General features: G+C 56.0%; 20 protein-coding genes and 1 tRNA gene. 5 read left to right on the top strand and 16 right to left on the bottom strand.

Annotated elements, in window-relative coordinates; all coding sequences use genetic code 11:
* Both PLO63_13780 and PLO63_13775 read left to right on the top strand, forming a co-directional pair.
* Entirely contained in the window at positions 1-1,302 is a 1,302-nt protein-coding gene (locus PLO63_13780) for an adenylosuccinate synthase (GenBank protein ID HOI75209.1), read from the top strand.
* Between the two features lie 62 nt (positions 1,303-1,364).
* Positions 1,365-1,440 (top strand) — tRNA-Lys (locus tag PLO63_13775).
* 24 nt (positions 1,441-1,464) lie between these two features.
* On the opposite strand, the gene PLO63_13770 is transcribed toward PLO63_13775, so the two are convergent.
* The 11 genes from PLO63_13770 to PLO63_13720 all read right to left on the bottom strand — a co-directional run bounded on the left by PLO63_13770 (position 1,465) and on the right by PLO63_13720 (position 10,292).
* Complete coding sequence (locus tag PLO63_13770) at positions 1,465-2,532, bottom strand: site-specific integrase (protein HOI75208.1); 1,068 nt, start codon at positions 2,530-2,532, stop codon at positions 1,465-1,467.
* Positions 2,498-2,710, bottom strand: a complete 213-nt coding sequence (locus PLO63_13765) for a type II toxin-antitoxin system Phd/YefM family antitoxin (protein ID HOI75207.1) — start codon at positions 2,708-2,710, stop codon at positions 2,498-2,500. The genes PLO63_13770 and PLO63_13765 overlap by 35 nt, the downstream gene beginning before the upstream one ends.
* Before the next feature lie 154 nt (positions 2,711-2,864).
* Positions 2,865-3,215 carry a helix-turn-helix domain-containing protein gene (locus tag PLO63_13760; protein ID HOI75206.1) on the bottom strand — a complete coding sequence of 117 codons (351 nt, stop codon included), beginning with the start codon at positions 3,213-3,215 and terminating at the stop codon, positions 2,865-2,867.
* A gap of 653 nt (positions 3,216-3,868) precedes the next feature.
* On the bottom strand, positions 3,869-4,408 hold the full coding sequence (locus PLO63_13755) for a terminase small subunit (protein ID HOI75205.1): 540 nt from the start codon (positions 4,406-4,408) through the stop codon (positions 3,869-3,871).
* A gap of 58 nt (positions 4,409-4,466) precedes the next feature.
* Positions 4,467-5,561: a hypothetical protein gene (locus PLO63_13750; GenBank protein ID HOI75204.1), complete on the bottom strand. Its 1,095-nt coding sequence runs from the start codon at positions 5,559-5,561 to the stop codon at positions 4,467-4,469.
* Positions 5,562-5,791: 230 nt separating this feature from the next.
* The gene (locus PLO63_13745) at positions 5,792-7,579 is read right to left on the bottom strand and encodes an AAA family ATPase (GenBank protein HOI75203.1); all 1,788 of its coding nucleotides are present in this window, start codon (positions 7,577-7,579) and stop codon (positions 5,792-5,794) included.
* A gap of 3 nt (positions 7,580-7,582) precedes the next feature.
* Entirely contained in the window at positions 7,583-7,798 is a 216-nt protein-coding gene (locus tag PLO63_13740) for a hypothetical protein (GenBank protein HOI75202.1), read from the bottom strand.
* 460 nt (positions 7,799-8,258) lie between these two features.
* The gene (locus PLO63_13735) at positions 8,259-8,948 is read right to left on the bottom strand and encodes a hypothetical protein (GenBank protein ID HOI75201.1); all 690 of its coding nucleotides are present in this window, start codon (positions 8,946-8,948) and stop codon (positions 8,259-8,261) included.
* 112 nt (positions 8,949-9,060) lie between these two features.
* Positions 9,061-9,354: a hypothetical protein gene (locus PLO63_13730; protein HOI75200.1), complete on the bottom strand. Its 294-nt coding sequence runs from the start codon at positions 9,352-9,354 to the stop codon at positions 9,061-9,063.
* Positions 9,355-9,597: 243 nt separating this feature from the next.
* On the bottom strand, positions 9,598-9,990 hold the full coding sequence (locus PLO63_13725) for a hypothetical protein (GenBank protein ID HOI75199.1): 393 nt from the start codon (positions 9,988-9,990) through the stop codon (positions 9,598-9,600).
* 44 nt (positions 9,991-10,034) lie between these two features.
* The gene (locus tag PLO63_13720; GenBank protein ID HOI75198.1) at positions 10,035-10,292 is read right to left on the bottom strand and encodes a hypothetical protein; all 258 of its coding nucleotides are present in this window, start codon (positions 10,290-10,292) and stop codon (positions 10,035-10,037) included.
* A 421-nt stretch (positions 10,293-10,713) separates the two neighbouring features.
* On the opposite strand from PLO63_13720, the gene PLO63_13715 reads away from it, so the two are divergent.
* Complete coding sequence (locus PLO63_13715; protein HOI75197.1) at positions 10,714-11,502, top strand: hypothetical protein; 789 nt, start codon at positions 10,714-10,716, stop codon at positions 11,500-11,502.
* A 670-nt stretch (positions 11,503-12,172) separates the two neighbouring features.
* On the opposite strand, the gene PLO63_13710 is transcribed toward PLO63_13715, so the two are convergent.
* A complete protein-coding gene (locus PLO63_13710) occupies positions 12,173-12,613 on the bottom strand; it encodes a DUF4065 domain-containing protein (protein HOI75196.1) in 441 nt (146 codons plus the stop codon).
* Between the two features lie 578 nt (positions 12,614-13,191).
* Positions 13,192-13,725, bottom strand: coding sequence for a DUF3124 domain-containing protein (locus PLO63_13705; GenBank protein ID HOI75195.1), 534 nt, complete (start codon positions 13,723-13,725; stop codon positions 13,192-13,194).
* Between the two features lie 532 nt (positions 13,726-14,257).
* Here PLO63_13705 and PLO63_13700 point away from each other — a divergent pair.
* Both PLO63_13700 and PLO63_13695 read left to right on the top strand, forming a co-directional pair.
* Positions 14,258-16,027, top strand: coding sequence for a cation:proton antiporter (locus PLO63_13700; GenBank protein HOI75194.1), 1,770 nt, complete (start codon positions 14,258-14,260; stop codon positions 16,025-16,027).
* 547 nt (positions 16,028-16,574) lie between these two features.
* Positions 16,575-18,452 carry a methyl-accepting chemotaxis protein gene (locus tag PLO63_13695; GenBank protein ID HOI75193.1) on the top strand — a complete coding sequence of 626 codons (1,878 nt, stop codon included), beginning with the start codon at positions 16,575-16,577 and terminating at the stop codon, positions 18,450-18,452.
* A 530-nt stretch (positions 18,453-18,982) separates the two neighbouring features.
* Here the strand turns inward: PLO63_13695 and PLO63_13690 are convergent.
* The 3 genes from PLO63_13690 to PLO63_13680 form a co-directional block, all read right to left on the bottom strand.
* Entirely contained in the window at positions 18,983-20,182 is a 1,200-nt protein-coding gene (locus PLO63_13690; GenBank protein ID HOI75192.1) for a hypothetical protein, read from the bottom strand.
* Positions 20,183-20,282: 100 nt separating this feature from the next.
* Positions 20,283-20,726 (bottom strand): 4Fe-4S binding protein, encoded by a 444-nt coding sequence (locus PLO63_13685; protein HOI75191.1) that lies wholly within the window; start codon positions 20,724-20,726, stop codon positions 20,283-20,285.
* A gap of 3 nt (positions 20,727-20,729) precedes the next feature.
* On the bottom strand, positions 20,730-22,706 hold the full coding sequence (locus PLO63_13680; protein HOI75190.1) for an aldehyde ferredoxin oxidoreductase family protein: 1,977 nt from the start codon (positions 22,704-22,706) through the stop codon (positions 20,730-20,732).
* Positions 22,707-22,739: the final 33 nt, after the last annotated feature.

The following is a 22,739-nucleotide window of genomic DNA, read 5'->3' as shown; positions in this document are numbered from 1 at the left end:
ATGGCGAACGTCGTTGTCGTGGGAACCCAGTGGGGCGATGAAGGCAAGGGAAAGGTCGTAGACATCTATGCGGAGGATGCCGATGTCATCGCCCGCTTTCAGGGCGGGAACAATGCCGGCCACACCCTCGTGGTGAAAGGCGAACAGACCATCCTTCACCTCATTCCCTCTGGAATTCTCCACGACCAGAAGACCTGCATCATCGGCAACGGGGTCGTGGTGAACCCGGATGTTCTCCTCAGCGAGATCGAGGCCCTCCGGAGCCGCGGCAATTTCCCGCCCAATACCCATCTATTCGTGAGCGAAAAGGCCCACGCTATCATGCCGTATCACTGCCGGCTCGACCTTGCCCGGGAAACCCGCAAGGCCGGGAAGAAAATCGGCACGACCGGCCGGGGCATCGGCCCCGCCTACGAGGACAAGGTGGCCAGGACGGGAATCCGCATGGGAGACCTTCTGGACGAAGAGGTATTCCGGGAAAAACTGGCGGCCAACGTGGCGGAGAAAAATTTCCTCCTGATGAAGCTCTTCGGAGAGGAGCCCGTCTCGGAGCAGGCGATTTACGACCAGTACCGGGCGTACGGCGAGGCGCTGAAGCCGTACATCACCGATACCTCCACGCTTCTGGACCGTGAGATCCGTATGGGCAAGAAGATCCTCTTCGAGGGTGCCCAGGGCGCACATCTGGACGTGGACCACGGCACGTATCCCTTTGTCACATCGTCGAATACCGTGTCTTCCAATGCCTGCTCGGGGACCGGCGTGGGACCGGGCGCCGTGGACGCCGTGGTGGGGATCTGCAAAGCCTACACGACGCGGGTCGGCGGCGGCCCCTTTCTCACCGAACTGACCTGCGAGATCGGAGAGCGGATCCAGCGGGAAGGTCAGGAGTTCGGGGCGACCACGGGGCGCAAGCGCCGCTGCGGCTGGCTCGACATGGTTCTCGTCCGCCAGTCCGTCCGGGTCTCCGGAATCACGGGACTCGCCGTGACGAAGCTGGACGTCCTGACGGGTATCGAGAAACTCAAGATCTGTGTAGGCTACCGGACGGAAGAAGGGATTGTCAGCAACGCCGTCCCGGCGAATCCGCGGGTTCTCGCCCGCTGCGAGGCCGTTTACGAGGAGATGGACGGATGGACCGAAGACATCCGGAACGCCCGGGAGATCCAGGATCTCCCGAAGAATGCCCGGAAATACCTGGAGCAGATCGAGGCGCTTTCGGACACCAGGCTCGTCCTCGTTTCCGTCGGGGCGGGCCGGAACGAGACCATCATCCTGAAAAACCCCTTCTTCGGCGCCTGAGATTTCTTGACAGGGGGCTTTCCCCCTGTTAATAGGGCACGCCTCGCCGTAATCGGCAACACGGGACGTTAGCTCAGTCGGTAGAGCAGCGGACTTTTAATCCGTTGGTCGTCGGTTCGATCCCGATACGTCCCACCAAGTAATATCGAGGGGTTGCAGATGCTAGCCATTTGCGACCCCTTCTTTTTTGTGCAGTTTTTGTGAAGTTGACGTGAGGGGCCGGTCAAGAATCTCGACGGCCTTCACTTTGTGAGATGGGGCAAGGTGGGCATAGCGGAGGGTCATGGTAAGAGTCTTGTGTCCCAACAGTTCCTTCACCGTCGTGATATCCACACCGGCCATGACAAGCTGTGACGCGAAGGAATGCCGTAAGTCGTGGAACCGGAAGTCCCTGATCTTGACCCGTTTGCAAGCCGACTCAAAGGACCGCCGAAGGTTGCTGTAACGCTTCCCGGTCTTCGCATCATAGAAAACGTAAGGAACATCAACACGCCGGACGATCCGCCCCAACGTATCCCGCAGGGTCTGATTGATCGGAACTTCCCGCCGCTCCCCGTTCTTTGTCTGGTCCAACAGGATGAACCCATGCTTCAAGTCAACGTTGTCCCACTTCAGCCCAAGGATTTCTTCTTTCCTGGCTCCGGTATTCAGGGCCATGATGACAACGGGTTTGAGGTGGTTGTCACAGGCATTCACAAGGGCCTGACCTTCCTCATGGGAAAGGAAACGCAACCGTCGGTTGTTCTCTTCCAGCAGCTTGGCCTTCCGGACACGCTTCAACGTTTCTTCTTCCACCATGTCCCAATCGACGGCCTTGTGGATCATGTGTTTCAGGGTCGCAATGTGCCTGTTAATTGTCGCCGGTTTCTTTCCTTCCTGAAGCCTCTCCGATTGGTAGCCTTCAAGGGTCCGGGTGTCGATTCGCCGCAAGGGATACTGACCGAACCTGTCTTTTAGCTGATTGACCACAAGCCGCTTCTGCCTGTAACCCCGCTGTCTCTCTGCCCATTTAAGATATTCCTCTGTCAGTTCTCCGAAGCTGTGATTCCCGATCCTTTTGACTTCCGGCAATTTGCCATCCCGGACAGACTTCCGCCGTTCGGTTAACAACGCCTCCGCCACCTTGAATTTGTCGGAGCGGGCGGATTCCCGGACTATCCTGCCGTCTAGCCCGGCATAAGAAATCCAGTAAGTCTTACCTCTTCGGTAAATGCCCTTGGTCTTTGCCATGGCCCTTCTCCTTTCCCTTGACGTCTTCCTTCAACTGGAAGTCCTCGTCCGCAACGAATCGCATCAGCACAACCGGCTTCCCGTTCTTGGTTACAACGACGGGTTCCCTGGTCGCCTCAATCTCCGATACAATCTGCGTTGCCCTCTGCTTCAACTCTGTAACGGTCATGAATCTCATGTGGCCCCCTTGTATGATGTGGGCACCATTATAGACAGAATTATGGACATGTCAAGGGCTATTTTATGAACTTCACATTTTACTTCACAGGCATCGGGGCATGTCTGTTTTCATTGACGTTTTACCCCATACCAGCGGACACGCAATCCGTTGTTCACCTTGCACCCCTTCGTCCGCCAGGCGGTAACGGCCTGATAGATTGCCTCTCAAGCCAGGTGTCAACGGTCGCCTTCCGGAACCGAAGATACTTGCCGACCTTGTAGAAGGGGATCTTCTGAAGCTTGACGGCATCATAAACCCAGGACTCGTCAACCTTCAGGTATCCAGACAATCCCGGAACATCGAAGATCACGTCTTCTTCGGTCTTCCCCCGTGAATCCATGAGGGGCATCAACCGTTCAATGACATGCTCCCCTATCGCCGTGATCAACTCCGGTGGTATCTGCAAGGACAATCCCCGGCCCTGATCGCTCCCGTGACCTTCCTTCATGGACGGACTGTTCATGGATCATTCTCCATTCCCGTCCATCCCCGGCTGGCCCGGCAGATGGGTTTGTGTTCCTCATTCAGCAGCATCAACAAATCTTCCCCCCTTGCGTCTGTCCGTTTCCTGATGCTCCGGCTTGTTGTTCTTATCATGTGCCAGCGATTATCTCCCCCGGGTGCGGGTCTTCTATCGTCCCCGGCAGGGATCGTTGAAAATAGACGCCATTTCCCCTGATAAGCCCCCCTCGTTTCGGTCGGATCGCGTCCATCTCTGCCGCGCTTCTTCCCGCTCTTGTGAAATTCGGGTTCTTCCCCATGCGGAAAGGATAGAGGATACAGGCGGGGGAAATGCAGTCCCGTACAAACGCTGCCTTCCCGCCTTGGCAAGCAAGGCAGAAGAGGCGGATCAACCGGACCGACGGACGACCTTTTCCAAGTCGGTGGGAATCGAACCCACACGGTTGGAAACCGTCCCCGCTTGCTGACTTGTCGCCGTCGCATCCGGTGACCCTCGCGTTTTGTCCTCCGCAGCAATGAACACAGTACCGTCTGATCGCTTGCCCTGGTGTCATTCGTAGCTGCACCCTTTCTTGTGACCCCGGGGGGAGGGGGTCTGGGCATCGGTGAGAAATCCTATCTCTCCCCTTTCTGTACGAATCCATTTTCACCGCCTTAATTGCTGACCGGTCTCGGCGTAGCGTCCAGCATCGCGGCCAGCGCCCGGAGCTGTGCGTCCACATCAACTTCCACCTGCACGGGCGCATAATCCCCGGCCAGCTTGAACCCCATATCAAGCCCCTTGCCGACAATTGACAGGTCCTTGCACTCGATCATGTCTTTGAGCTTCTGGACCCTTCTCCGTCGCGGGATGCCTTCCTGCGCCATCAAATCGGCCATTGCCACAGCTACGTCGGGTTCCTTGGAAAGCCGGTGTCCTATCGCCTTCGCGGATTCCCGGTCAGAGCAATCGTAAGCCTGCATTGCCGATTCCGTCTGACTCTTGCCTTCGCATCGGGCAAGAACGAACCGCTGTTGCTTATCCGTGAGCTTGTCGAAAGACTCCGGGGGCTGCTGTGCTCTGATCTTCGCCATCCGCTGACATACGGCTGAAGGGGATGCTCCCAGGATGCGGGCCGCGTCTTTCTGCTCGACGCCCTTGTCAATAAGGGCCATCAGTTCCTCGTTGGTGAATTTCTTCTTGTTGGTCGCCATGGATTCACTCCTCACATGCATGAATTGCTTGAACACGCCTTAAGCGTCCTGAATTGCCCTAAATCTCCCGGCTTTTCTTTCGCCTCTTCAGTTCTTCGAGCACGTCGTCATAGAAACTTCCGCCCCCGGGAACGTCCTGCCTGCCAAGGGAATCGCTTGTAAAACTGGTGCCTGTAGTGGGAACCTCCGAATCACCCCAAGCGACCCCGGACAGGGAACCCCCTGTTTCCGTATCAGCCGTGCCGGACCCGCCCCGGATTCTCCGCAGGTACATGGACAGCGCGGAAAGCGTGTTGTTATCGTCGGAGGTGTCGAGAAGTTCAGGCAGGGCCAGGTTTCCGGCATACTTCAAGGCCTTGCCGCCAAGTCCCCCGGCTGCACCCGCATATGCCAGGGCAGAACCCGCAAGCCCTTTTGAATAGTCCTCACCCGCAATCTTGCTGCCGACGCCGTACCCGGCAGACGCCCCTATCGGACCCCATATCGAACCGATGGCCGTGGCGGCTGGCTTCACGTAAGAACGAACAGACTCCGGGACGTGCTTCCCCGCCTCGCGGATGTAGTAATCGACTTCCAGGGGGTCCAGGGCCTCGTCAATCCCCTTGCCGATGTTCTCTATCAAGTCACCCTCGGAAGAAGTGGCCTTCGACAGCCCCTCCGTCGCCAACCCGCCGCCGAGCGAACCGATGTTGTAGGCAATGTCCAAAGCGTTCTGGACACCCGAAGACACTCCCGATTCCTTCGCCAGCGTACCGATGGGGTTGCCGAGAGCATAAAAGGCCGAAAACGGGTTGTCCCATACCGACTCGTCCCGACCGGCCATGTAGTTCTGATAAACGCTCCAATTTCGCTCGTACTCCGACTGTGGGGCAAACGGTGACGAATAGGCGGCACCGGCCCGGTAATCATCCCCCAAACCTGTATATCCAAGGGCCGTCTTGCTGCCTGTCATCAAGTCCTTCGCGCCCCCGTAGATCCCGAACGGGTCGTTGTCGGCATTGTAAAAGGTCGTGTCCGGATCTCCGAAAATCTCCGAACGCAGCGACTCCCGGTCATCCGCGCTCAGTGTCCCGATGAACTCGGTCCACTTCGGCGAGGTGATGAACCCGCTTTCGTCTGCTATCGCCCGAAGATCAGCCAGCTTGCTTGCCATGGTTTTAATCCCTCCTATCGGTTGTTTCTCTTCCGCCCTGCCGGGCGTCTTTTTAGTTTTGCCGTTTAGTGTTTAGGGGGGTAACCCCCCCTTCTAAACTAAACGGGCGAAGCCCTATTTAACTAAACGGCTATCATGTTGATTATGTGTATGTTCTGCCGTTTCGTTTAGCTCCGTTTAGCTCTTTGTTTAGCCTAAACGTTTAGCGCCTCCGTTTAGCTGCTAAACGCCTAAAAACCCCCCTTGATGATCTTCCCCTGCTTGTCCAAAATGCCCGCCTCCACGGCATCCCTTTTGATTTGCGATATGCGCCCCTTCGATATGTCCAGAGCCTCCGCGATATCCTGGTACGAAAGGCCCTGGTCCAGCATCCGGATGGTTTCCTCTTTGACAGCAGCCTTCACACTCGCCCATGACCAGACAAGCCCGCCGTGTTCGTCCTGCTTGAGGGTGAAGCGGGTCTCCTGAATCAACGAAAGATCCTCGTGGGACACGCGGGTCTTGCTGAAGGACATGATGAAGTCAGCGCCGTTCTCCGGCTGGTAGTTCTGCGGGTGCTTCAGGATGATGGACAGGTCAATGTTGTCTTCCCTGCTCGATGTTCCCCGCTGGCTCCCTTCCTTGCCGACGTGGTGCAGGAGCATGGTGGTGATCCCGGCGAAGCGGAGGTCTATCAACCAGGCGTTGATGGGGTCCCAATCCTTTTTTGAATTCTCGTCTATGCCACCGGCCAGGGATGCAATGTTGTCCACGACGAAAAACCGGACGTGCCGGGTGACAAGAATTCTCTTCATGGTGGATCGCCACGACTCGTTTAGGAGGTTCGCCCGGGGAAGTCCCAAGGTGTTCGCGTAGGCATCCGAATAGATGTAGAGGGGTTGTTCCCTTCCATCAGCAGGGCAAAGCAAGGCTAAACGCTTCCGAACGTCCTGGGCTGCCATTTCCCCGTCCAAGTACAGGCAGGGGACAGCTTCCCGGACCTTCCAGGGGCCGAAGGCGGACCGCTTCGTGATTGCATCGGCCATGCTCAAGCCCGCCCATGTCTTCCCGGTTCCCCGCCAGCCGGAAACGAGAATGATTTGATTCTCGGTAATCAACGGATGCAGGAAAGACCGCTTTTCCGGAAGGCTGATTCCACAGAATCCCGTCGAATCCATGACGGCGTCTTCGATGGTGAAAACCTTCGGTGGGGAATAGGGCGGTGCTGCTTCGATCATGACAGACAGGCGTTCCGCAGCCTCTTCCTTACTCCCGAACCTCTTGACCCAATCCGAAACGTCTCCCTTGCTCGGAACATCTGACAGGTCTAACCATTTCAGGGAAGCGGCGATCCCGTTCAAGTAGGATGCAACTTGCGCCCCGTGTTCCCGGCCCTCCTGGTCATTGTCGGGGATCAAGACAACATTCTTCCCCTGCAAGCTGTCGCCGTATTCAGGTCGCCACTTCTTCGCTCCCATCGGGGACGTGGTGCCGCAAAAGCCAAGAGCCGCCACGGTGTCGGCGTCCTTCTCACCTTCCACAATGACAACCTCGGACGCCTTCAGCACTTCCGGCAGACGGTAGAGGACCCGCTGCACCCCTTCCAGATTGTAAATCCATTTGCCCGTCCCGTTCATTCGGCGCTGCTTGAACGTCTTGGGATCATACCGGCAGACTTGGAAGAGCAGCTTTCCTTGTGCGTCCGTGTAGTCGTAAGCCTTGACGAACCGGGGGCCGCTGTCATCAACAGGGATGCCGAAATCCTTGGCAATGCCCTTGAGGACCTTCGGGAAGTCCCGTTGCGTGTCCAGGTTGTTTAGCTTCGCGTAGAAATGGACGATCCCGCCCTTTTTCCCGCAGCCGTGACAGAAATACCCGCCCGTCATGGCGTTGAAATTCAGGGACGGCACCTTGTCGTCGTGGAACGGGCAGAGGGCCTGCCATTCATCCCCGCCGATCTTCCGGGCCTGGGGCAGGTACTTGCTGTAGAAGGTCTCGTACTGTCCCTTGAAGTGAGTCCTGATGATGTTTTGATCCATCCGCTACGCCTCCAACAGATAGACGAGACAATCCAGCTTGCGGGAAAGGATCGTATCGGGTTCTGCCGTCATCTGACCTTCAAGGATAGCCTTCATTTGCAGGAGAGACTGCCGGAAACGTAGGGCGCGGATCTCATCATTGATGAGCTTGACGGCCTGCCGTTTCAGAATGATCTTCCTGCGTGTGGTCTGTAATGGGTCTGGTGTGCTTTTTTTCATTTGCCGTTTCCATCCGTATCCTGCTAGCGGGCTGCAAGCATCCGAGCCCTTAGTTTCCGCAAGCGGGAAACGTAGTCCAGAAGGGGAACCTCTGGATTTTCATTGTAGATACTGATTGCTCTTAGGACAGATTGGGAGTTCGGGAAGTCGAAGACAACCCGCGTTCCCTGTTTGGTGAGGCACGGTGCATAACCGCGCATGTCGAGAAATGCTGCTGTGTGGATGTCAAGGATGGGGATCTTTTGCCGTTCCATTTCCATTTCCTCCATTCAATCGCCAAATAAAAAAGCGGCTTCCATCAGCAATGCTGCCAATAAGAAAGCCGCCCCAGTTGTCCCGATAGCGTTATTTCAGGTTAGGATTCTGTACGCACGCTTATTTATTGGCTTCAATAGCGTGCACACAGTACCATGTGTTTTGGAGTGATTGAAGATGTCAGAATTAAAGTCTTTTTAGTGCATCAAATCTGCCATCCCCTTTTGGGGAATATACCCATTTCCGCCGATTCTATAAGCTCAATCGCCTTTGCGTGGTATCTTTGGTATTTCCTCTTCGTCATTTCAAATTCTGCACTCTTATCTGCTGCGGTGCCGATATCTTCGATGATATCTCTCCATTTCATTTTCTCTTTCCTTCGATCATAAACATCGAGATATGCCTGATATTCATCTCGAATATTTCCAAGTTGTTTCTTTTTGATCAAACTGTGCTCGGTACGCTTTTCTATTTTTCTGTTGATAATCTCGACTATTGATCTCATCGAGGGCTTACGGTCCAGACTTATTTTTAGATACAGATAACCATCTTCCTCTTGATTCCTGAAATACGCCCCCAATGAATCGTCAAGAGATTCGACATTTCCATTTATTGTTTCCTGCCCTAACACGGCATAGTAAGCATAGATCGAATATTGTTCTTCGAGGTCTTCACAGAGATCGCTCACCTTTCTATTTCTCTGTCTTTCTTCTTCCCACCATTCATCAAATCGCCGATTGTATATGTCTCCGAAGCGCTGCCAGTTCCTATATAGAGCAAGATCGGCAAGGCTCGTCGGCCGTTCTTTACTGCTTCTCTTGCAAAAAGATTCATACTTTTCGCTTCTCTTTAAGTATTCCCATCGGAACTCGGCAAGCCTTCGATCTTCTCCCATGTTGCGCCTCCCGAAGCGCTCCTGATGCAAATCCGGGAAGGCGGGTCAGGATGCCCGCCTTATCGGCCTGCAGAGCCTATCCCGGATTGTATCTACATCTAAACGTTGCCTTCTATCTTTCTATTTGGACCGGGATCGGCAATGTATTGCTAATCTCGGCTTCCACTTCCCCTCTCACCTCAACTTGCCCCATGATCGATACAACGGGAAGTCTGTCTGATACTGCCATTCGCTGCTCGGGACGTGAAGATTTGAAGTCGTGGATAGTGGGGGGCATCCGGTAGAGAATCATGATTTGAACTGTAAGGATACCAACAAGCAAAATCACAATGATCCTCTGATAAAAATCCTTCTGATCAAGAAAAGCTCTGACAAGGCCGAAACCGGAAATGAAAACCTTCTTCATGTGCTTTTCCCTCCTTGATTGTAGGGTTCCAATGGTCTGACCGGCGTACCTTGTGCATAATCTGAATAAATATCTCGAATAACTCATTAATAAGTCAAACAATTTATGATTGCCAAGGGGAGGGAGAAGGCCACCCTCCCCATTACATATCACTGTCTCTTTCGTTCCCGCTTTGGGAGCAGGATGTCACAGGTTCAAATCCTGTCGCCCCGGAGGTTGAGGGTTCAAGTCCCTTCACCCCGATTACTCCCCGGCCTTGGGCGTGAAAATGACGGCTAACCGCACCCCGCCTTCCATCGCGGACTGGTTGTAAGTTGCCCTCTCGATTGCAATGATACCGTAGTGCTCCTTGATGTATTTGATGTGCTGCTCAAGTTTGTGAGTCAGGCTTTCCACCAATTCCTTACCTGCGTAACCCAGCCCATTAACATCTTTGTCGTCCAGGTCGTTCTCCGGGTTCGCGATCACATCGAAAATTGTCTCGATGTGTTCAAGGCCACACCCCACAATGTCCTCCACTGTTTCGTGATAACTCACAATCCTCTGGCCGTTCTTGGTGAAAAACGCGGGCATTCCGTTATCGTCTTTTTGGGTGATCCCATCCTTAACAGCTATAACGTCATATCTTTTCTTCATTCCGGCACCCCCTTTCTGTGCAATTTCAGTCCCGACGCTGTTGTCTATTCCGGAACCATCAACCCCCTGATGCTATCGGTAATGTTGTCGGAATTGTCCCTGATATCGTCCGCAACCTGATCAAGAATCCGCGAAATGCCCTCGGCTGCCGATGCGTCTAAGGTCAAGTCACCCTGTTGTTGCCCCTGATCGTGATAGACCAGGGTCGCCATTGCCCGCAGTTTCCAGACGGCATCAAGCAGATTCGCGGCGCTTTCCTTCATGGCTTCCATCTTTGCTGCTGGTACGGCTATCACACCCATAGCGACCTCCTTTGAAAATTAAAACCCCCGAAGATCTCTCCCGGGATAGGGTATCCCGCCCGGGCGTCGCCGCTCCGGGGATCTTCGGGGATTGTTAATAGTTTCTATTTACCCTATCGAGGAGATACGATAGCATGTATATATCCCCGCATAAGGTGTAAGTCAAGAGCGAATATTGCCCCCGTCGTCGGGATATGGTATGGGGGATTATGCCAACAGAAAAACCGAAAGTGCTAATCACCCTGGAAGACGAACTACTGGAACGGATCGAAGACTTCCGTTACGGAAACCGCATCCCTTCGCGTGCGGAGGCTGTTCGCAAACTCATAGAGGAGGGATTGAAAAGCCTTACTCCACAAAACCGGGACCATAAGGAACAACAAAGACGTAAATGAATTAGGATGTTTGAAACGCGAATCCTATGAACGATAAATTTCATAATAGATTTAGTATCAATCTTGATCTTGATGAAGCCAAGCGACGTTTTATAAATCGAGTTAAGAACTTTATTTTCTTCGATTTTTTCTACACTAGGTTTACCGATGCTGAAAGAAAAAAGATGAGCTTGAAGTCTGCAAGTTTTCTTGGTGAAGATTATTTCCCCAATTTTATATTTACCATATTTATTAATAATGATTTTTATCGTTGCTTGCAAGCTCTTGAAGCTTTTTATAGATCAATAGATGCTAGATACGGTAGTGAAAAAAATGATTTCGATAAACTTATTATGCTTATTATCAAGGAATCTGAGATTGACTTGGGAATAACATGGGAGAGTGGCAGATTTCTTAGGACTGGGGCGAAACTACTTGATGAACAGTTAGTAAATGAGAATTTGCGATGGCTATCAGATGAAAAATTCTCTGCGATATTACAGCCCTTTGAAAAAGGTTTGATGCATTTCATAGAAGCAGAGAAACGTCCGGAGTTGCTTTCTGACGTTATAACGGATATGTACGAAGCCTTAGAAGCATTGGCTATGATCGTAACCGGAAGGGACAACAAAGACTTATCAGCGAATGTCGAATTATTCATTAAAAAAACTGGGGCTTCACAAAACTACAAAAAGATTCTTAAGGAATATATTTCATATGCCAACGATTTCAGGCACGCTCAAGGGAAAAACAAAAAGAAACCAGATTTATCAAAAACTGAAGTTGAGTCATTTATATACTTAACAGGGATTTTCATTAGACTTTCGGTTAACTAAGACATAAGAAATACTGTTCCGACGATTAAAATTCACCCACCTGTACTGATTCCTTCATTTTCTTCTAACGCTTACCCTCTTGCTCTCCGGGGCGGTCTCCACGGCCTTCGGCCATGCTTAGCGCTGTTTTTCGGGATCGTTGTTAAGACGGGTGAGGGGGCGAAGGGTGCGTTCTGGAATCGGTTCTGATTCTTGCACCATGGTGCAAAGGGGGGGCGTGTTTGGTGCTTAGAAGAGATTGCCAGCCTTGTTTAGTTAAGAACCGTGATCGTAAAGAGAGAATCCCCTATCAAGCCAGAGAATATGAAATATCCGCCTATTGATGGCATCTCTATAGCCGACCATGGGCTTTTTATCATGAAATCTGAACGCAATTATATTAACATCATCTGAAATTTCGGAAGGAATGCCGCGACGCAAGGCGCTCCGGGGGATTATCTCATAGCCGCCCCTTTTTCCTTTCTGCCGAAGATCCGCCCAAGAGGATTGGCTTAATTCATGCAATGTGATTGAAAAATGAGCTCTTTCTTCTTGGGTGCAATTAGTAATGCAGTAATCGCGTCTTATTTTCAGAGAGAATATTGGAGGGAGTTTGTCGGGTGATTCTTCGGTTGGAGTAACGGAAGGCTTTATCTTCTTTCCACCATGCCCCTGGATTTCTCGAAGTTTTCTACTCATTTACAAGAAGTGTTTTGAAATAATATCTCATTGATTTCTTTGAAATAATCTTGTCCCCCTTCCACGCTTCAATCCACGGAGGTTCTTCGTGCGTCATATTCCTTAGTTTCCACGCAGAAAATTGTCCGAATACGCTATAAACATCATCAAGTAAGGACCTTACGTCTTCGCTAAGATTAGATACGTCGAAATAATCCGGGGGTGGTATTGGACCATCCGCGAAGCATTTATAATCATGATAAAGTGCTGGAATGACGGGTCCATGAGCCCATGCCTCGATAGAATCTGAGAATAGTGGCTCATCTTCGATGGCAAGATGGAATCCCTGGGCGTAATAGACCAGCTTTTGAAGTTTTAGATTTGAGATTAGGTCGCCAATCTCTGGGTCATTCAGGGTCAGGAAATATTTTGCGACGTCTCTGCAAGAAACCATTTCCCGCACCTCCCGAATGGTGATAACAATCAATTTCAGTATCGATACGCTTGCTAATTTGTCAAGAAATAATCTTATCAGCGCTCTCAATTGGTTCATAAATCACAATAGAACGTCCGTTCTGCAATGTCTACCAAAATCTTTGTGGTGGTTGACAATTAATGCTTGACTGCCCATGCGTCCCGATAGCTGCACCTTGTTCATGTTAGCCCCCCTGTGAAGTAATTGTGAACCTGACCAGACGGAACGGGCCGTACCATCCCGGAAGACGGTACGGCCCCCATGCGTCAATCCCTAACAAAACCGAACAGGAAGGAACAACAGCCAGCAAGAGTTAAGCCGTTGAAATAACTTTTAATCCGTTGGTCGTCGGTTCGATCCCGATACGTCCCACCAGATAAATCGAAAGGGGTCACAAATCGCACTCGCGGGTTGTGACCCCTTTTTTGTGATGATTGTCCGGTCGATCACGTCTCCCGGCATCAGTCTGTCACCGAATTCTGCTACCAGGACGCCGACTTGTCCCCTTCATCTCTCTTTGAGGGCATCGTCATTCGCCCCGTCCGGCCTGCATTCCATTATTGCCTTTCCCGGACGACGTGGCCCCTGCTCTGAAAAGCGAAAGAGTGATGCGTCTCGAGATTGATCATCACGGATTCTATCAGGGGTTCACGTACCGGCGTCTCCGACACCCATTCCACGAGGAAGTTCGCTCCCGTACCGCTCTGGTCGCTCTTTGGGATGAAGAAGTTTGTGGCCCCCAGGGGCTCCAGGTACAGGCTCGGCGGGGTGAAGTCCTTCACAAGCTTCCCGTCGTTGTTGAAGTACAGCACCTTCGTGATCCGGATCCGATGATCCAGGTCCGTGTTGTGGATGGCGATGAAGGCGCTCACATCGAACATCTTCCTCTCATCGCGGGGGAGGTTGGAATAGATGGGGACGTAGAGGACCTGGCCTCGCACCTTTCTGAAATCCGCCTGCTTCACCGTGAGCACGCTTGCATCAAACGAGCTCTCCGATGCGGCCTGCGTGACTTTCGCCTCTTCCCTGTTGCAAGCGGTCAGGCATGACAGGATCAGGATACCCGTCACGAACATGGCCAAGTGTTTCATTGCGTAGCCTCCTGAGAGATCAAACGGGCGGGGATCATCTCCTTCCCTGACATTTGTGTACCACACCTGGTGGCCGATTTCTGCTACTTTTGGGGCTGTGTCGTTGACGGGCGACGTTCTTCAAGGTATAAGCGGAGACGCTTCAACACATCGATCATCATTTGAAAAGGGTTCACGGCTCCCCTCCGGAGCCGTGAAGGGATGATGCAGCATGGTCGGGCCGCCATGGCGTGATACACCGTCATGGCGCTTTTTTTATTGAGGGCCGGAACATGTCCATATTTCAAGGAGCAGCCGGCAGGATCCTCCGCCTGAAACGTCGATGCCCCAAATGCAGCAGGGACCAGGTGGTTCCGGAGAGCAGGGAACGTGAGACGGTAAAGTGCCGTTTCTGCAAAGCCGATATACCCCCGAAAAAGCCATGAGCCGCCCCCCCTTCGCACCTCGATTCCAACCGTGCCCGCCGACCGGAACCAGCGCTGTCCCGACGGCAATTCTCTGCTGGCTTGCTCTTCTGCTGGCAGCGGAATGGATGCTTCCCTCCCTGGCAACAGCGGCGGAGGGAGCCGGCGGCGGTCACGGCGTCATCGCCAACATCGCCATGTGCATGATCGGCGCCAGCGCCATGGGGCTCCTGATGAGGCTGCTCCGCCAGCCGGTGATCCTGGGACATATCCTGGCAGGGGTACTCATCGGTCCCGTCGGCTTCGCGCTGATCGCCGGCCACGCGGATATCGTCACCGTCTCGGAGATCGGCCTGATCCTGCTCCTGTTCATGATCGGCCTTGAGATCGACCTCCACAAGATGCTGTCCTCGGGCCGGCTGGTCCTCCTGCCCGGTCTTCTGCAGTTTCCCCTCAGCCTCGGGTTCGGATACGGCGTCTTCACGCTTCTGGAGGGGATGGGGGTCTCCCTGGCACAGGGCGGTTTCGCGAAACTGTATTTCTCCGTGGCCATCGCCATCAGCAGCACGATGATCGTGGTGAAGCTCCTCTACGACAAATTCGAGATGGACACGCTGGCGGGCCGCATCACCGTGGGAATCCTGGTCTTTCAGGACGTGTGGGCCATCATCGTGCTTGCCGTTCAGCCGAACCTGGCCAATCCCGATGTGCCGAACATCGTCCGGACATTCGCAACCGGCGCGGTCCTCGTGGCGGCATCATTCGGCGCAAGCAAGTATCTTCTGCCCCGGATGTTCCGGTCGGTGGCCAAGATCCCCGAGCTGGTGGTCGTCATGAGCCTGGGCTGGTGCTTCCTGGTGGCCCTCGTGGCGGATCACCCCCGGGTCGGGCTCTCCATGGAAATGGGCGCCCTCATTGCCGGGGTGTCCCTGGCGACATTTCCCTATAACCTGGAGGTGGTCGCCCGGGTGGTGAGCATACGGGACTTCTTCATCACCCTGTTTTTTGTCGCCCTGGGCATGCAGATCCCCTGGCCCAACGTGGACATGATCATCATGGCCCTCGCCCTGGCCGCCGTGGCGGTGTTTGTCCGATTCATGAGCGTCTTCGGCATTCTCTATCCCCTCCGTGCGGGCCACCGTGTGTCGCTCCTCTCCACGATCAACCTGAGCCAGATCAGCGAGTTTTCCCTTGTTATCCTTACTCTCGGAATCGGTTTCGGGCACATCCCGAAGGAGACCGTCACGCCGGTGATCTGGGTGTTTGCCATCCTGGCGGTGGCATCCACCTACGCAATCCAGTACAGCCACCCGCTTCAAGACCGGGTAAGCCGCCTGCTGACGCTGATCGGCCTGAAGGACGTGGGCGGCGGGGAGGAGGAACCGGAAGGGGAGGCGGTCCACCCGGTCGTGGTGCTGGGATTCTTCCGGAATGCCAGCGCCTTTCTGGACGAGGCGGCAAGGAAGTCGCCCCATCTCATGAAGAAGATCGAGGTCATCGACTTCAACCCCGTAGTCAAGGAACGGCTGGATAGAATGGGAATCCCCTGCGTCTACGGCGACATCAGCCACCTGGACACGCTTCATCACGCGGGCATCCACCATGCCCGGGTGGTTCTATGCTCGATCCCCGACAGCATTCTCAAGGGAACCAGCAACCTCCGCCTGCTGCATATCCTCAAGGGGATGTGTCCGAAGGCGGCTGTCATCCTGACGGCGGAAGGGTCCCAGCAGGCCCGGGAACTCCTGGCCGCCGGGGCCGACTACGTGATCCAGTCGGCGGCCCTGGCAGGACGCGACGCACTGCAGGCGGTGGAGCGGTGCCTGGAGGGAAGGCTCGGCACCTTAAAGGAGGATTCGGTTGCGGACCTGGCGGGCCGGCAAGAGATCCTGGATTGAGCCGCCTGACACGTCCATGGGAAGACACCTTCAAAGGCGCCAAAGACCCGCCAAAAAAGGAGAACACCCGGAACGGGCCTGCAGACGTTCATACCGGGGCCGGGATGGCGGTCATGGCATCAATCCCATGGATATTATAAAATGATTCGCTCGGGCAGATTCCTTCCGGAACCCCGTCCCTTTCTCCCCTGAACCTTTCAAGGTACGTCCTCGACCTGCCCCATGCAGCCGTGTCGTCAATTCCCTGACGAGCCTCGTCAAGCAATCCACCATGCCGGGGCTATCCTCCTCCTGCTTCTTCCGGTTGCCTCCCCGGAATGAAGGGACGGCATTCATGCCCTGCACGAACGGCGTGGCCGGAAAGCCGCCTGTCCGGTTTCTTCCGCTCGCATCGTTCCCGAAGGCTTGAAGATACAAGCATTCCCCCCCCTTCATCCGTTCCGAAAGGTCCGAAAGGACATGGTCCGGAACGTGCATGACCTGCTCCGAACGCATATTTCCCTAAACGTACCTGCAAAGGTCAAACAGACACAAGGAGGCAAAACGTATGAAGAAGACCATGTCCCTGAATTTCAAGCTGGTGACGGGCGGCATTCTGGTCGTCCTGATCCCCCTGCTCGTGGTCGGCGTCTTCAGCGCCTGGAAATCGTCCGAAGCGCTGTCCGACATTGCCGAAAACCAGGCCGAAATCGTGGCGAAAAACGTGGCCGGAATCGTCAACATGGCCCTGGCGGAAGAGATGAAGCTCATCGCGGGGCTCGCCGTCGATCCGGCCGTCATGGAGGCGGCGTCCGGAAAGACCGACGGGGCAACCCAACGATTGACAGCCATGATGAAGAAGATCGGCCATGACTACGAAGGCCTCTTCGTCAGCGACGCCTCCGGCGTCGGCCGCGCCGACGGCATCGGTGGCGGTTACGTGGGCCTCAACGTCAGTGACCGGGACTACTTCGCCGCGGCCAAGGCCGGGAAGGTAAACGTCGGATCGGTCATCAAGTCCAAGAAGTCGGGAAGCCCCGTGGCGGTCGTCGCCGCTCCCGTCCTGGGAAGCGGAGGCGAGTTCCGGGGAATGGTAGCCGCAGTCCTGAAAATCGATTTCCTCGTCGAGAAGATCGTGGCCGTGAAGGTCGGCAAATCAGGCTACCCCTTCATGACCGACAAGGCCGGGCTTGTCATCGCCCACCCAAAGAAAGAGTTCATCCTGGAGCTGGACCTGAGCAAGCAGGCGGGGATGGAGCAGATAATGAAGAGGATGCTGGCGCATGAGACCGGATCGGAACGCTATGTGTTCCAGGGCACACCCAAGATCGCCGGCTTCGCCCCTGTGGAGCTCACCGGCTGGGGCGTCGGCTTCACCCAGGATCAGAAGGAATTTCTTGCTCCCGCTCACACGATCCGGAACTTCATCCTCATCATCGCCGTCGGCTTCCTGGCCCTGACCGTCGTGGGCGTCCTCTTCTTCGCCCGCAGCATCAGCCGTCCCATCACACACTCTGCCGACCAGTTGGGCGAGGCGGCGCAGCAGGTTTCCGCAGCGGCGGGTGAGGTCTCCGCCTCCAGCCAGTCCCTGGCGGAGGGAGCCTCCGAGCAGGCGGCGGCCCTGGAAGAGACCTCCTCCTCCCTGGAAGAGATGTCCTCCATGACGAAACAGAACGCCGGCAACGCCTCCCAGGCGGACGCCCTCATGAAGCAGGCCAACACCGTCGTGAAGAAGGCCAACGACTCCATGGAGCACCTGACCAGCTCCATGCGGGAGATCACCGCGGCGAGCGAGGAGACATCCAAGATCATCAAGACGATCGACGAGATCGCCTTCCAGACCAACCTCCTGGCCCTGAACGCGGCCGTGGAGGCGGCGCGGGCCGGGGAGGCCGGGGCGGGATTTGCCGTCGTGGCGGAAGAGGTCCGGAACCTGGCCATGCGGGCCGCCGAGGCCGCGAAGAACACTTCGGGCCTGATCGAGGGCACCGTCAAGAAGATCCGGGAAGGGTCCGATCTGGTGGGGAAAACAAGCGAGGCCTTCAGCGAGGTTGCCGTAAACTCCGCCAAGGTCGGGGAGCTGGTCGGGGAGATCGCCGCCGCCTCCAGCGAGCAGGCCCAGGGCATCGACCAGATCAACAAGGCCGTCGCGGAGATGGACAAGGTCACCCAGCAGACGGCGGCGAACGCCGAGGAATCGGCCTCCGCCTCGGAAGAGATGAACGCCCAGGCCGAGCAGATGAAGCAGGTGTCCATGGAGCTCTTGACCGTCATCGGCGGCAGCAGCTCCGACGGGCGCGCCGAAATCCAGCTTTCGCAAGGCCCTGCGCGGAAGCTCCGCCTTCCCACCCTGAAGCGTCCCCCCGCGGCCGGCAAGACCCCGGGAAAAGGGATGAAACCCAAGGACATCATTCCCCTGGATGACGGCGAGTTCAAGGATTTCTGAGAAGAAACCTCCTCGTCACCCCCTGCGGAAACAAAGGAACCAAAGCCTCCGGCCTCGCCGGAGGCTTTTTATTGATAACCCTTCAAGACAAGTCCGTGGGGAAAGCGAATGTCCCCCAAGCATCCCGCCTGGCCGCAATGCCACACCGGGAGCCTTCCGGCATATTCAGCGAAGGATCTTCCCCATGGACTCCATCGCCGCCGTGAGCCGATCCGTCTTCGGGCTCAGCAGGTACAAACACAATGCATGATCGTCCGTTCATGGATCTCTTCAAGGCCGCACCTGAACAAATTGTATTCCACCGGATTGGGAGATCGACAGGAAAGGCCCTTGAACGGGCAAGCAAGGGCATTCGGTCCGGCAGGAATGACCAGTGAGGTCGTGTTTCGCCCCCCCTTCTGAAAGAGGAGATCGCCTGGAAGGAACGGCGGATCTTCCGCTCGACGGATCGAGCCACGGATGAAACAAGGGGGGCACGGACAGAACGCCCGTGCCCCCCTGCACTCCCTGCATACTATGGACACACCGGATCAATCATAAACGACGTGAATCTGGATCGTGGACACGTCGCGCAGCTCGTCATGGGGCACATTGGCGAATTTGGATACATAGCTCGCCTTGTTTACAAGGGGATAATACTCGAACGTCGGGCTGCTCAGCTTCACGCGGGACCGCACAGCCGGCCGGAAAGGTTTCGACCGCCCGTAAACGGTTTTCTCATCGGACATGGATGATACGGCAATCAGCTCCTTCAGGGTTCGCTTCCCGACTTTCGTAATGATCCGGAACCGGCGCACCTCTTCGCTGAAATAGGTCAGCATCCGCTCGCACTTCCGGTTGCCGCTGTCGGCGCATTTGAAAAAGAGCCCGCCGTTGGAATACGCCATGATCTTGAAACCCAGAGCCATGAATTCGCTGCTGGAGGGTACGGAAATCAAGGAGTTGTCCAGGCCATAACGGCCGGGGAGCTGGATGGAATAGTGGATCGAGAGGTTGGAGGTTCCGTCCCCGTTGTCCTCCACCTCCGGCTCCCGGCTGTCGATCCGGTAGGCGGCGGCCACCTCCTTCAGGAATCGTTTGACCAGTTGCCGGTCGTCCTGCTTCTTCTGCCGCTCCAGGAGGGAAACCTTCACCAGTTCCTCCCCGCTGACGAGCATGGTGAGCCCCTTGTCGTTTTCCAGGATTCTGTCCAGGGCCGCCTCCCGCTTCAGCCTCAACTGCTGGTGCTGTTTTCCGCTGAGCGCACCCTTCAGCTGTGCATTCAACTGCTCGATATCCTTCCGGAGGGCCTCGTTTTCCGTCGACAGTTTCTTTGCTTTTTCCTCCACGTCCTTGCGGTCCCGGAGGGCCAGGAGCTGCTTCACCAGGACGCCCGGGTCCACCGTCGCCGAGACATGTATCCGGATCAAGGTCGCCTTGTTTTCCAAAAGCCTTCTTTCTTCATTTACCTCCCGGACTTTCACGATACCGGCGCTGTACTGCCGGATCTCGTCCCGGGAGACGGCGTTATCCCTCACCTCCGTCGTGCTCTCCACGTATGTCCCAACCTTCTCCAGGGCCAGCCGCTTGGCGTCCTGAAGCGCCAGTTTTTTGGCTTCGATGACGGTATCGTTGTCGCCCATGATGTATTCGCCGGTGGCTTCGATGGTCGTCGTCCCGGCAAAGGAGGGAAGCGGGAAAATCAGAAACAGGGCAACGATCCACAACACGCTCATGAATTTTTTGTTCATCTCGATTCCGGTCTGCTCCTCGATTTTTTTGGGGTTTCTCCTCTCTTCAACATGCAATCTCCGGTCCAGTGGGATTCCCGGACCGGTTCAATCCCCTGTTTCAGCCTGGTTTCACATCGATGGCCTGCTGCTCCGGCACAACCAGGCGGATGGCTTCCACGGGGCAGTCGGTTTCGCAGAAGCCGCAGGAGATGCAGGCCTTCGGCTCCGCCAGATAGGCGATCTCGTGTTTCCCGCTGCCGTCCGTCCGGCCGGCCAGACAGGATGCCGGACAGCCTTCAATGCAGATCCGGCAGGACACGCAGGTTTTCCCGTCCACCACCGGTTTCGGCCACAGGGACAGCTTCGGGATTCTCCGGCAGGCGATCCCGAAGGCGTCCTGCACCGCTTCCTGGGGGCAGATGCGCCCGCAGGCGCCGCACTCGATGCACAGGGACGGGTTGATAACGTGAAGGACCTTTCTCTCGCCCGTGATGGCCCCCGTCGGGCAGAGGCGAACGCAGGCCGTGCAGCCGTTGCATTCGGTCGTGATCCGGTATGCCATGATCTACCTTCCTGTTCCGGTTTCCGGAATCTTGATTCCCAGGCGCTCCAGCGCTTCGGGATCGGGCACTCCCGTCTCGGGATCCCAGCCGAACTGGTCCCAGTATTGGCCCCTTATTGTCTCCAATTCCGTAGTCCGGCCCTTGTTCGCTCCCGCGGGAAGGGCCGGCTTTCCCAGCATGCGGTCGGCGACCCTGATGGAGCGCGGGTCCACGCCCTGCTTGATGTTGAAGGCCTGCTTGAGGGTCTGGATGCGCGAGCCGATGTCCAGATACTGCCCGGGTGTCTTCCGCCACCCCGTCGCGGCGTTGAGCCACGCAAACAGGGGGGTCCGGGTCACTCCCATGAGCAGGCCGAACATACAGAGTCCCGCCCCGTTGGCCACGTTCATGTACTTGCTGCACGCGGCCGCCATGACCGCCTTCTCGTGGTCGGCCAGGTATTTCCTGTCCTTCGAATAGAGGGGCTTCGCCCTGGGGATTCCCTTGACCTCCTTCCAGAGCTGGAACATTTCGTAATAAAGTTGGGCACCGATGGTGTGGCGTCCCGGCGTCGCCTCCACGGCATAATGGACGTTGAACCCCGGGTCGTTTCGGCCGTCGTGCATGGCCGGCTCCTGGCCGCCGACGTGCATTGCATACGCCTCGGAGCCCTTCCCGATCCTTCGGGACGCGACTTTCGTGCCGTCCGCGAGGACGTCGCCGATTCCCTCGCGCCGGATCATTTTGTCCACGAGGGCGAGGATGGCCGGGGCGTTCCCCCAGGTGAGCTCCAGGCCGCCGGTGTCCTCCTTCGTGAGGACCCCTTTTTCATAGCACTCCAGGGCAAAGGCCACGGTTCCCCCCGCGGAGATCGTATCCATCCCGGCGCGATTGAGCATCTCGTTCATGTGGAAGATGCTGTCGGCGTCCTCGTTCATGCAAAGACCGCCCAGGGCGAGGACCGTTTCGTATTCCGGCTTGTGGGTCTCCCCGCCCTTCTGTCCCGGCAGGGAGCATTTCCCCCCGCACCCGAGGGGACAGGAATAGCAGTGATACTTCACAAATTCCCGGCTCGTGATGGCATCCGGATTGATGGCGAGAGAGCGGCTGCGCCCGAAGTCCTCGTTCGTCCCTTTCCAGTTCTTGATAGGCGAATCCCCCATCTCGATGGACACCTGGTTCATGCTGACGGTTCCCCACTTCTTGAGGAAGAACTTGTAGAGCAGGCCGTCCTGGGCCATCTGCGTCGGGAGGATCCTCATCAGGGCTCCCACATGGGAAAGGGCGGGCCCCGAAAAGAGGGGCGGCTGGAACTGGACCCAGCGGTTGCAGGCCTGGCTGACACGCTTCATCTCGTGGCGGTTGAAGGGATGGATGCGCCGCTTTCCGTTCACCACCAGCGCCTTCAGGCGCTTGGAGCCCATCACGGCCCCCAGGCCCGACCGGGCGGCCAGGCGCCCCTTGTCGTTGCAGATCCCGGCAATGAGGGAACGGTTCTCGCCCGCCGGCCCGATGCAGGCCACCCGGGCTCCCTTTCCGCCCTCCCGGAGCAGCGTCTCCTCCGTCTCTATGGCATCCCGGCCCCAGAGGGAAGAGGCATCCCGAATCTCGGCCCGGCCGGAATCGACGTACAGGTAGACGGGTTTTTCGCTGATGCCCCGGAAGAAGATCCCGTCGTATCCGCAGCGCTTGATGGCCGGCGACAGGTTTCCGCCGCAGTTCGCATCCCCCCAGCATCCCGTCAGGGGTGACTTGCCCACCACCATCCACCGGCCCGAGAAGAAGCTTCCCGTACCCGTCAACAGACCCGTGACGAAGCCGAGGATATTGTCGGGTCCCAGGGGATCGGCTCCCGCGGGGATCCGGTTGTAGAGGATATAGGCCCCGAGGCCGATGCCGGAGAGGTAATTCTCGTAGATGTTGTCCGGGATGATCTCCTCGGCGACTTCGCCCCTGGACAGGTCCACCATCAGGATCTTTCCCATGTAGCCCTTGTTCATACGGCACTCCTTTTCCCTGCACCCGCTTCAGCG

This window comes from Syntrophales bacterium (genome assembly GCA_035363115.1).
In the GTDB taxonomy this organism is placed as follows: Bacteria; Desulfobacterota; Syntrophia; order Syntrophales; family PHBD01; genus PHBD01.
The sequence above is the reverse complement of the archived record's forward strand: the minus strand, read 5'-3'. Positions and strand labels throughout refer to the sequence as shown.

What these genes read in the sequence shown, in the direction of transcription:
- PLO63_13690 (HOI75192.1), bottom strand. Translation starts at nt 20,182, where the DNA reads ATGAACAAAAAATTCATGAGCGTGTTGTGGATCGTTGCCCTGTTTCTG.
- PLO63_13725 (HOI75199.1), bottom strand. Translation starts at nt 9,990, where the DNA reads ATGAAGAAAAGATATGACGTTATAGCTGTTAAGGATGGGATCACCCAA.
- PLO63_13730 (HOI75200.1), bottom strand. Translation starts at nt 9,354, where the DNA reads ATGAAGAAGGTTTTCATTTCCGGTTTCGGCCTTGTCAGAGCTTTTCTT.
- PLO63_13685 (HOI75191.1), bottom strand. Translation starts at nt 20,726, where the DNA reads ATGGCATACCGGATCACGACCGAATGCAACGGCTGCACGGCCTGCGTT.
- PLO63_13760 (HOI75206.1), bottom strand. Translation starts at nt 3,215, where the DNA reads ATGAACAGTCCGTCCATGAAGGAAGGTCACGGGAGCGATCAGGGCCGG.
- PLO63_13710 (HOI75196.1), bottom strand. Translation starts at nt 12,613, where the DNA reads ATGGTTTCTTGCAGAGACGTCGCAAAATATTTCCTGACCCTGAATGAC.
- PLO63_13720 (HOI75198.1), bottom strand. Translation starts at nt 10,292, where the DNA reads ATGGGTGTGATAGCCGTACCAGCAGCAAAGATGGAAGCCATGAAGGAA.
- PLO63_13780 (HOI75209.1), top strand. Translation starts at nt 1, where the DNA reads ATGGCGAACGTCGTTGTCGTGGGAACCCAGTGGGGCGATGAAGGCAAG.
- PLO63_13680 (HOI75190.1), bottom strand. Translation starts at nt 22,706, where the DNA reads ATGAACAAGGGCTACATGGGAAAGATCCTGATGGTGGACCTGTCCAGG.
- PLO63_13700 (HOI75194.1), top strand. Translation starts at nt 14,258, where the DNA reads ATGCTTCCCTCCCTGGCAACAGCGGCGGAGGGAGCCGGCGGCGGTCAC.
- PLO63_13735 (HOI75201.1), bottom strand. Translation starts at nt 8,948, where the DNA reads ATGGGAGAAGATCGAAGGCTTGCCGAGTTCCGATGGGAATACTTAAAG.
- PLO63_13745 (HOI75203.1), bottom strand. Translation starts at nt 7,579, where the DNA reads ATGGATCAAAACATCATCAGGACTCACTTCAAGGGACAGTACGAGACC.
- PLO63_13765 (HOI75207.1), bottom strand. Translation starts at nt 2,710, where the DNA reads ATGAGATTCATGACCGTTACAGAGTTGAAGCAGAGGGCAACGCAGATT.
- PLO63_13740 (HOI75202.1), bottom strand. Translation starts at nt 7,798, where the DNA reads ATGAAAAAAAGCACACCAGACCCATTACAGACCACACGCAGGAAGATC.
- PLO63_13695 (HOI75193.1), top strand. Translation starts at nt 16,575, where the DNA reads ATGAAGAAGACCATGTCCCTGAATTTCAAGCTGGTGACGGGCGGCATT.
- PLO63_13770 (HOI75208.1), bottom strand. Translation starts at nt 2,532, where the DNA reads ATGGCAAAGACCAAGGGCATTTACCGAAGAGGTAAGACTTACTGGATT.
- PLO63_13715 (HOI75197.1), top strand. Translation starts at nt 10,714, where the DNA reads ATGAACGATAAATTTCATAATAGATTTAGTATCAATCTTGATCTTGAT.
- PLO63_13705 (HOI75195.1), bottom strand. Translation starts at nt 13,725, where the DNA reads ATGAAACACTTGGCCATGTTCGTGACGGGTATCCTGATCCTGTCATGC.
- PLO63_13755 (HOI75205.1), bottom strand. Translation starts at nt 4,408, where the DNA reads ATGGCGACCAACAAGAAGAAATTCACCAACGAGGAACTGATGGCCCTT.
- PLO63_13750 (HOI75204.1), bottom strand. Translation starts at nt 5,561, where the DNA reads ATGGCAAGCAAGCTGGCTGATCTTCGGGCGATAGCAGACGAAAGCGGG.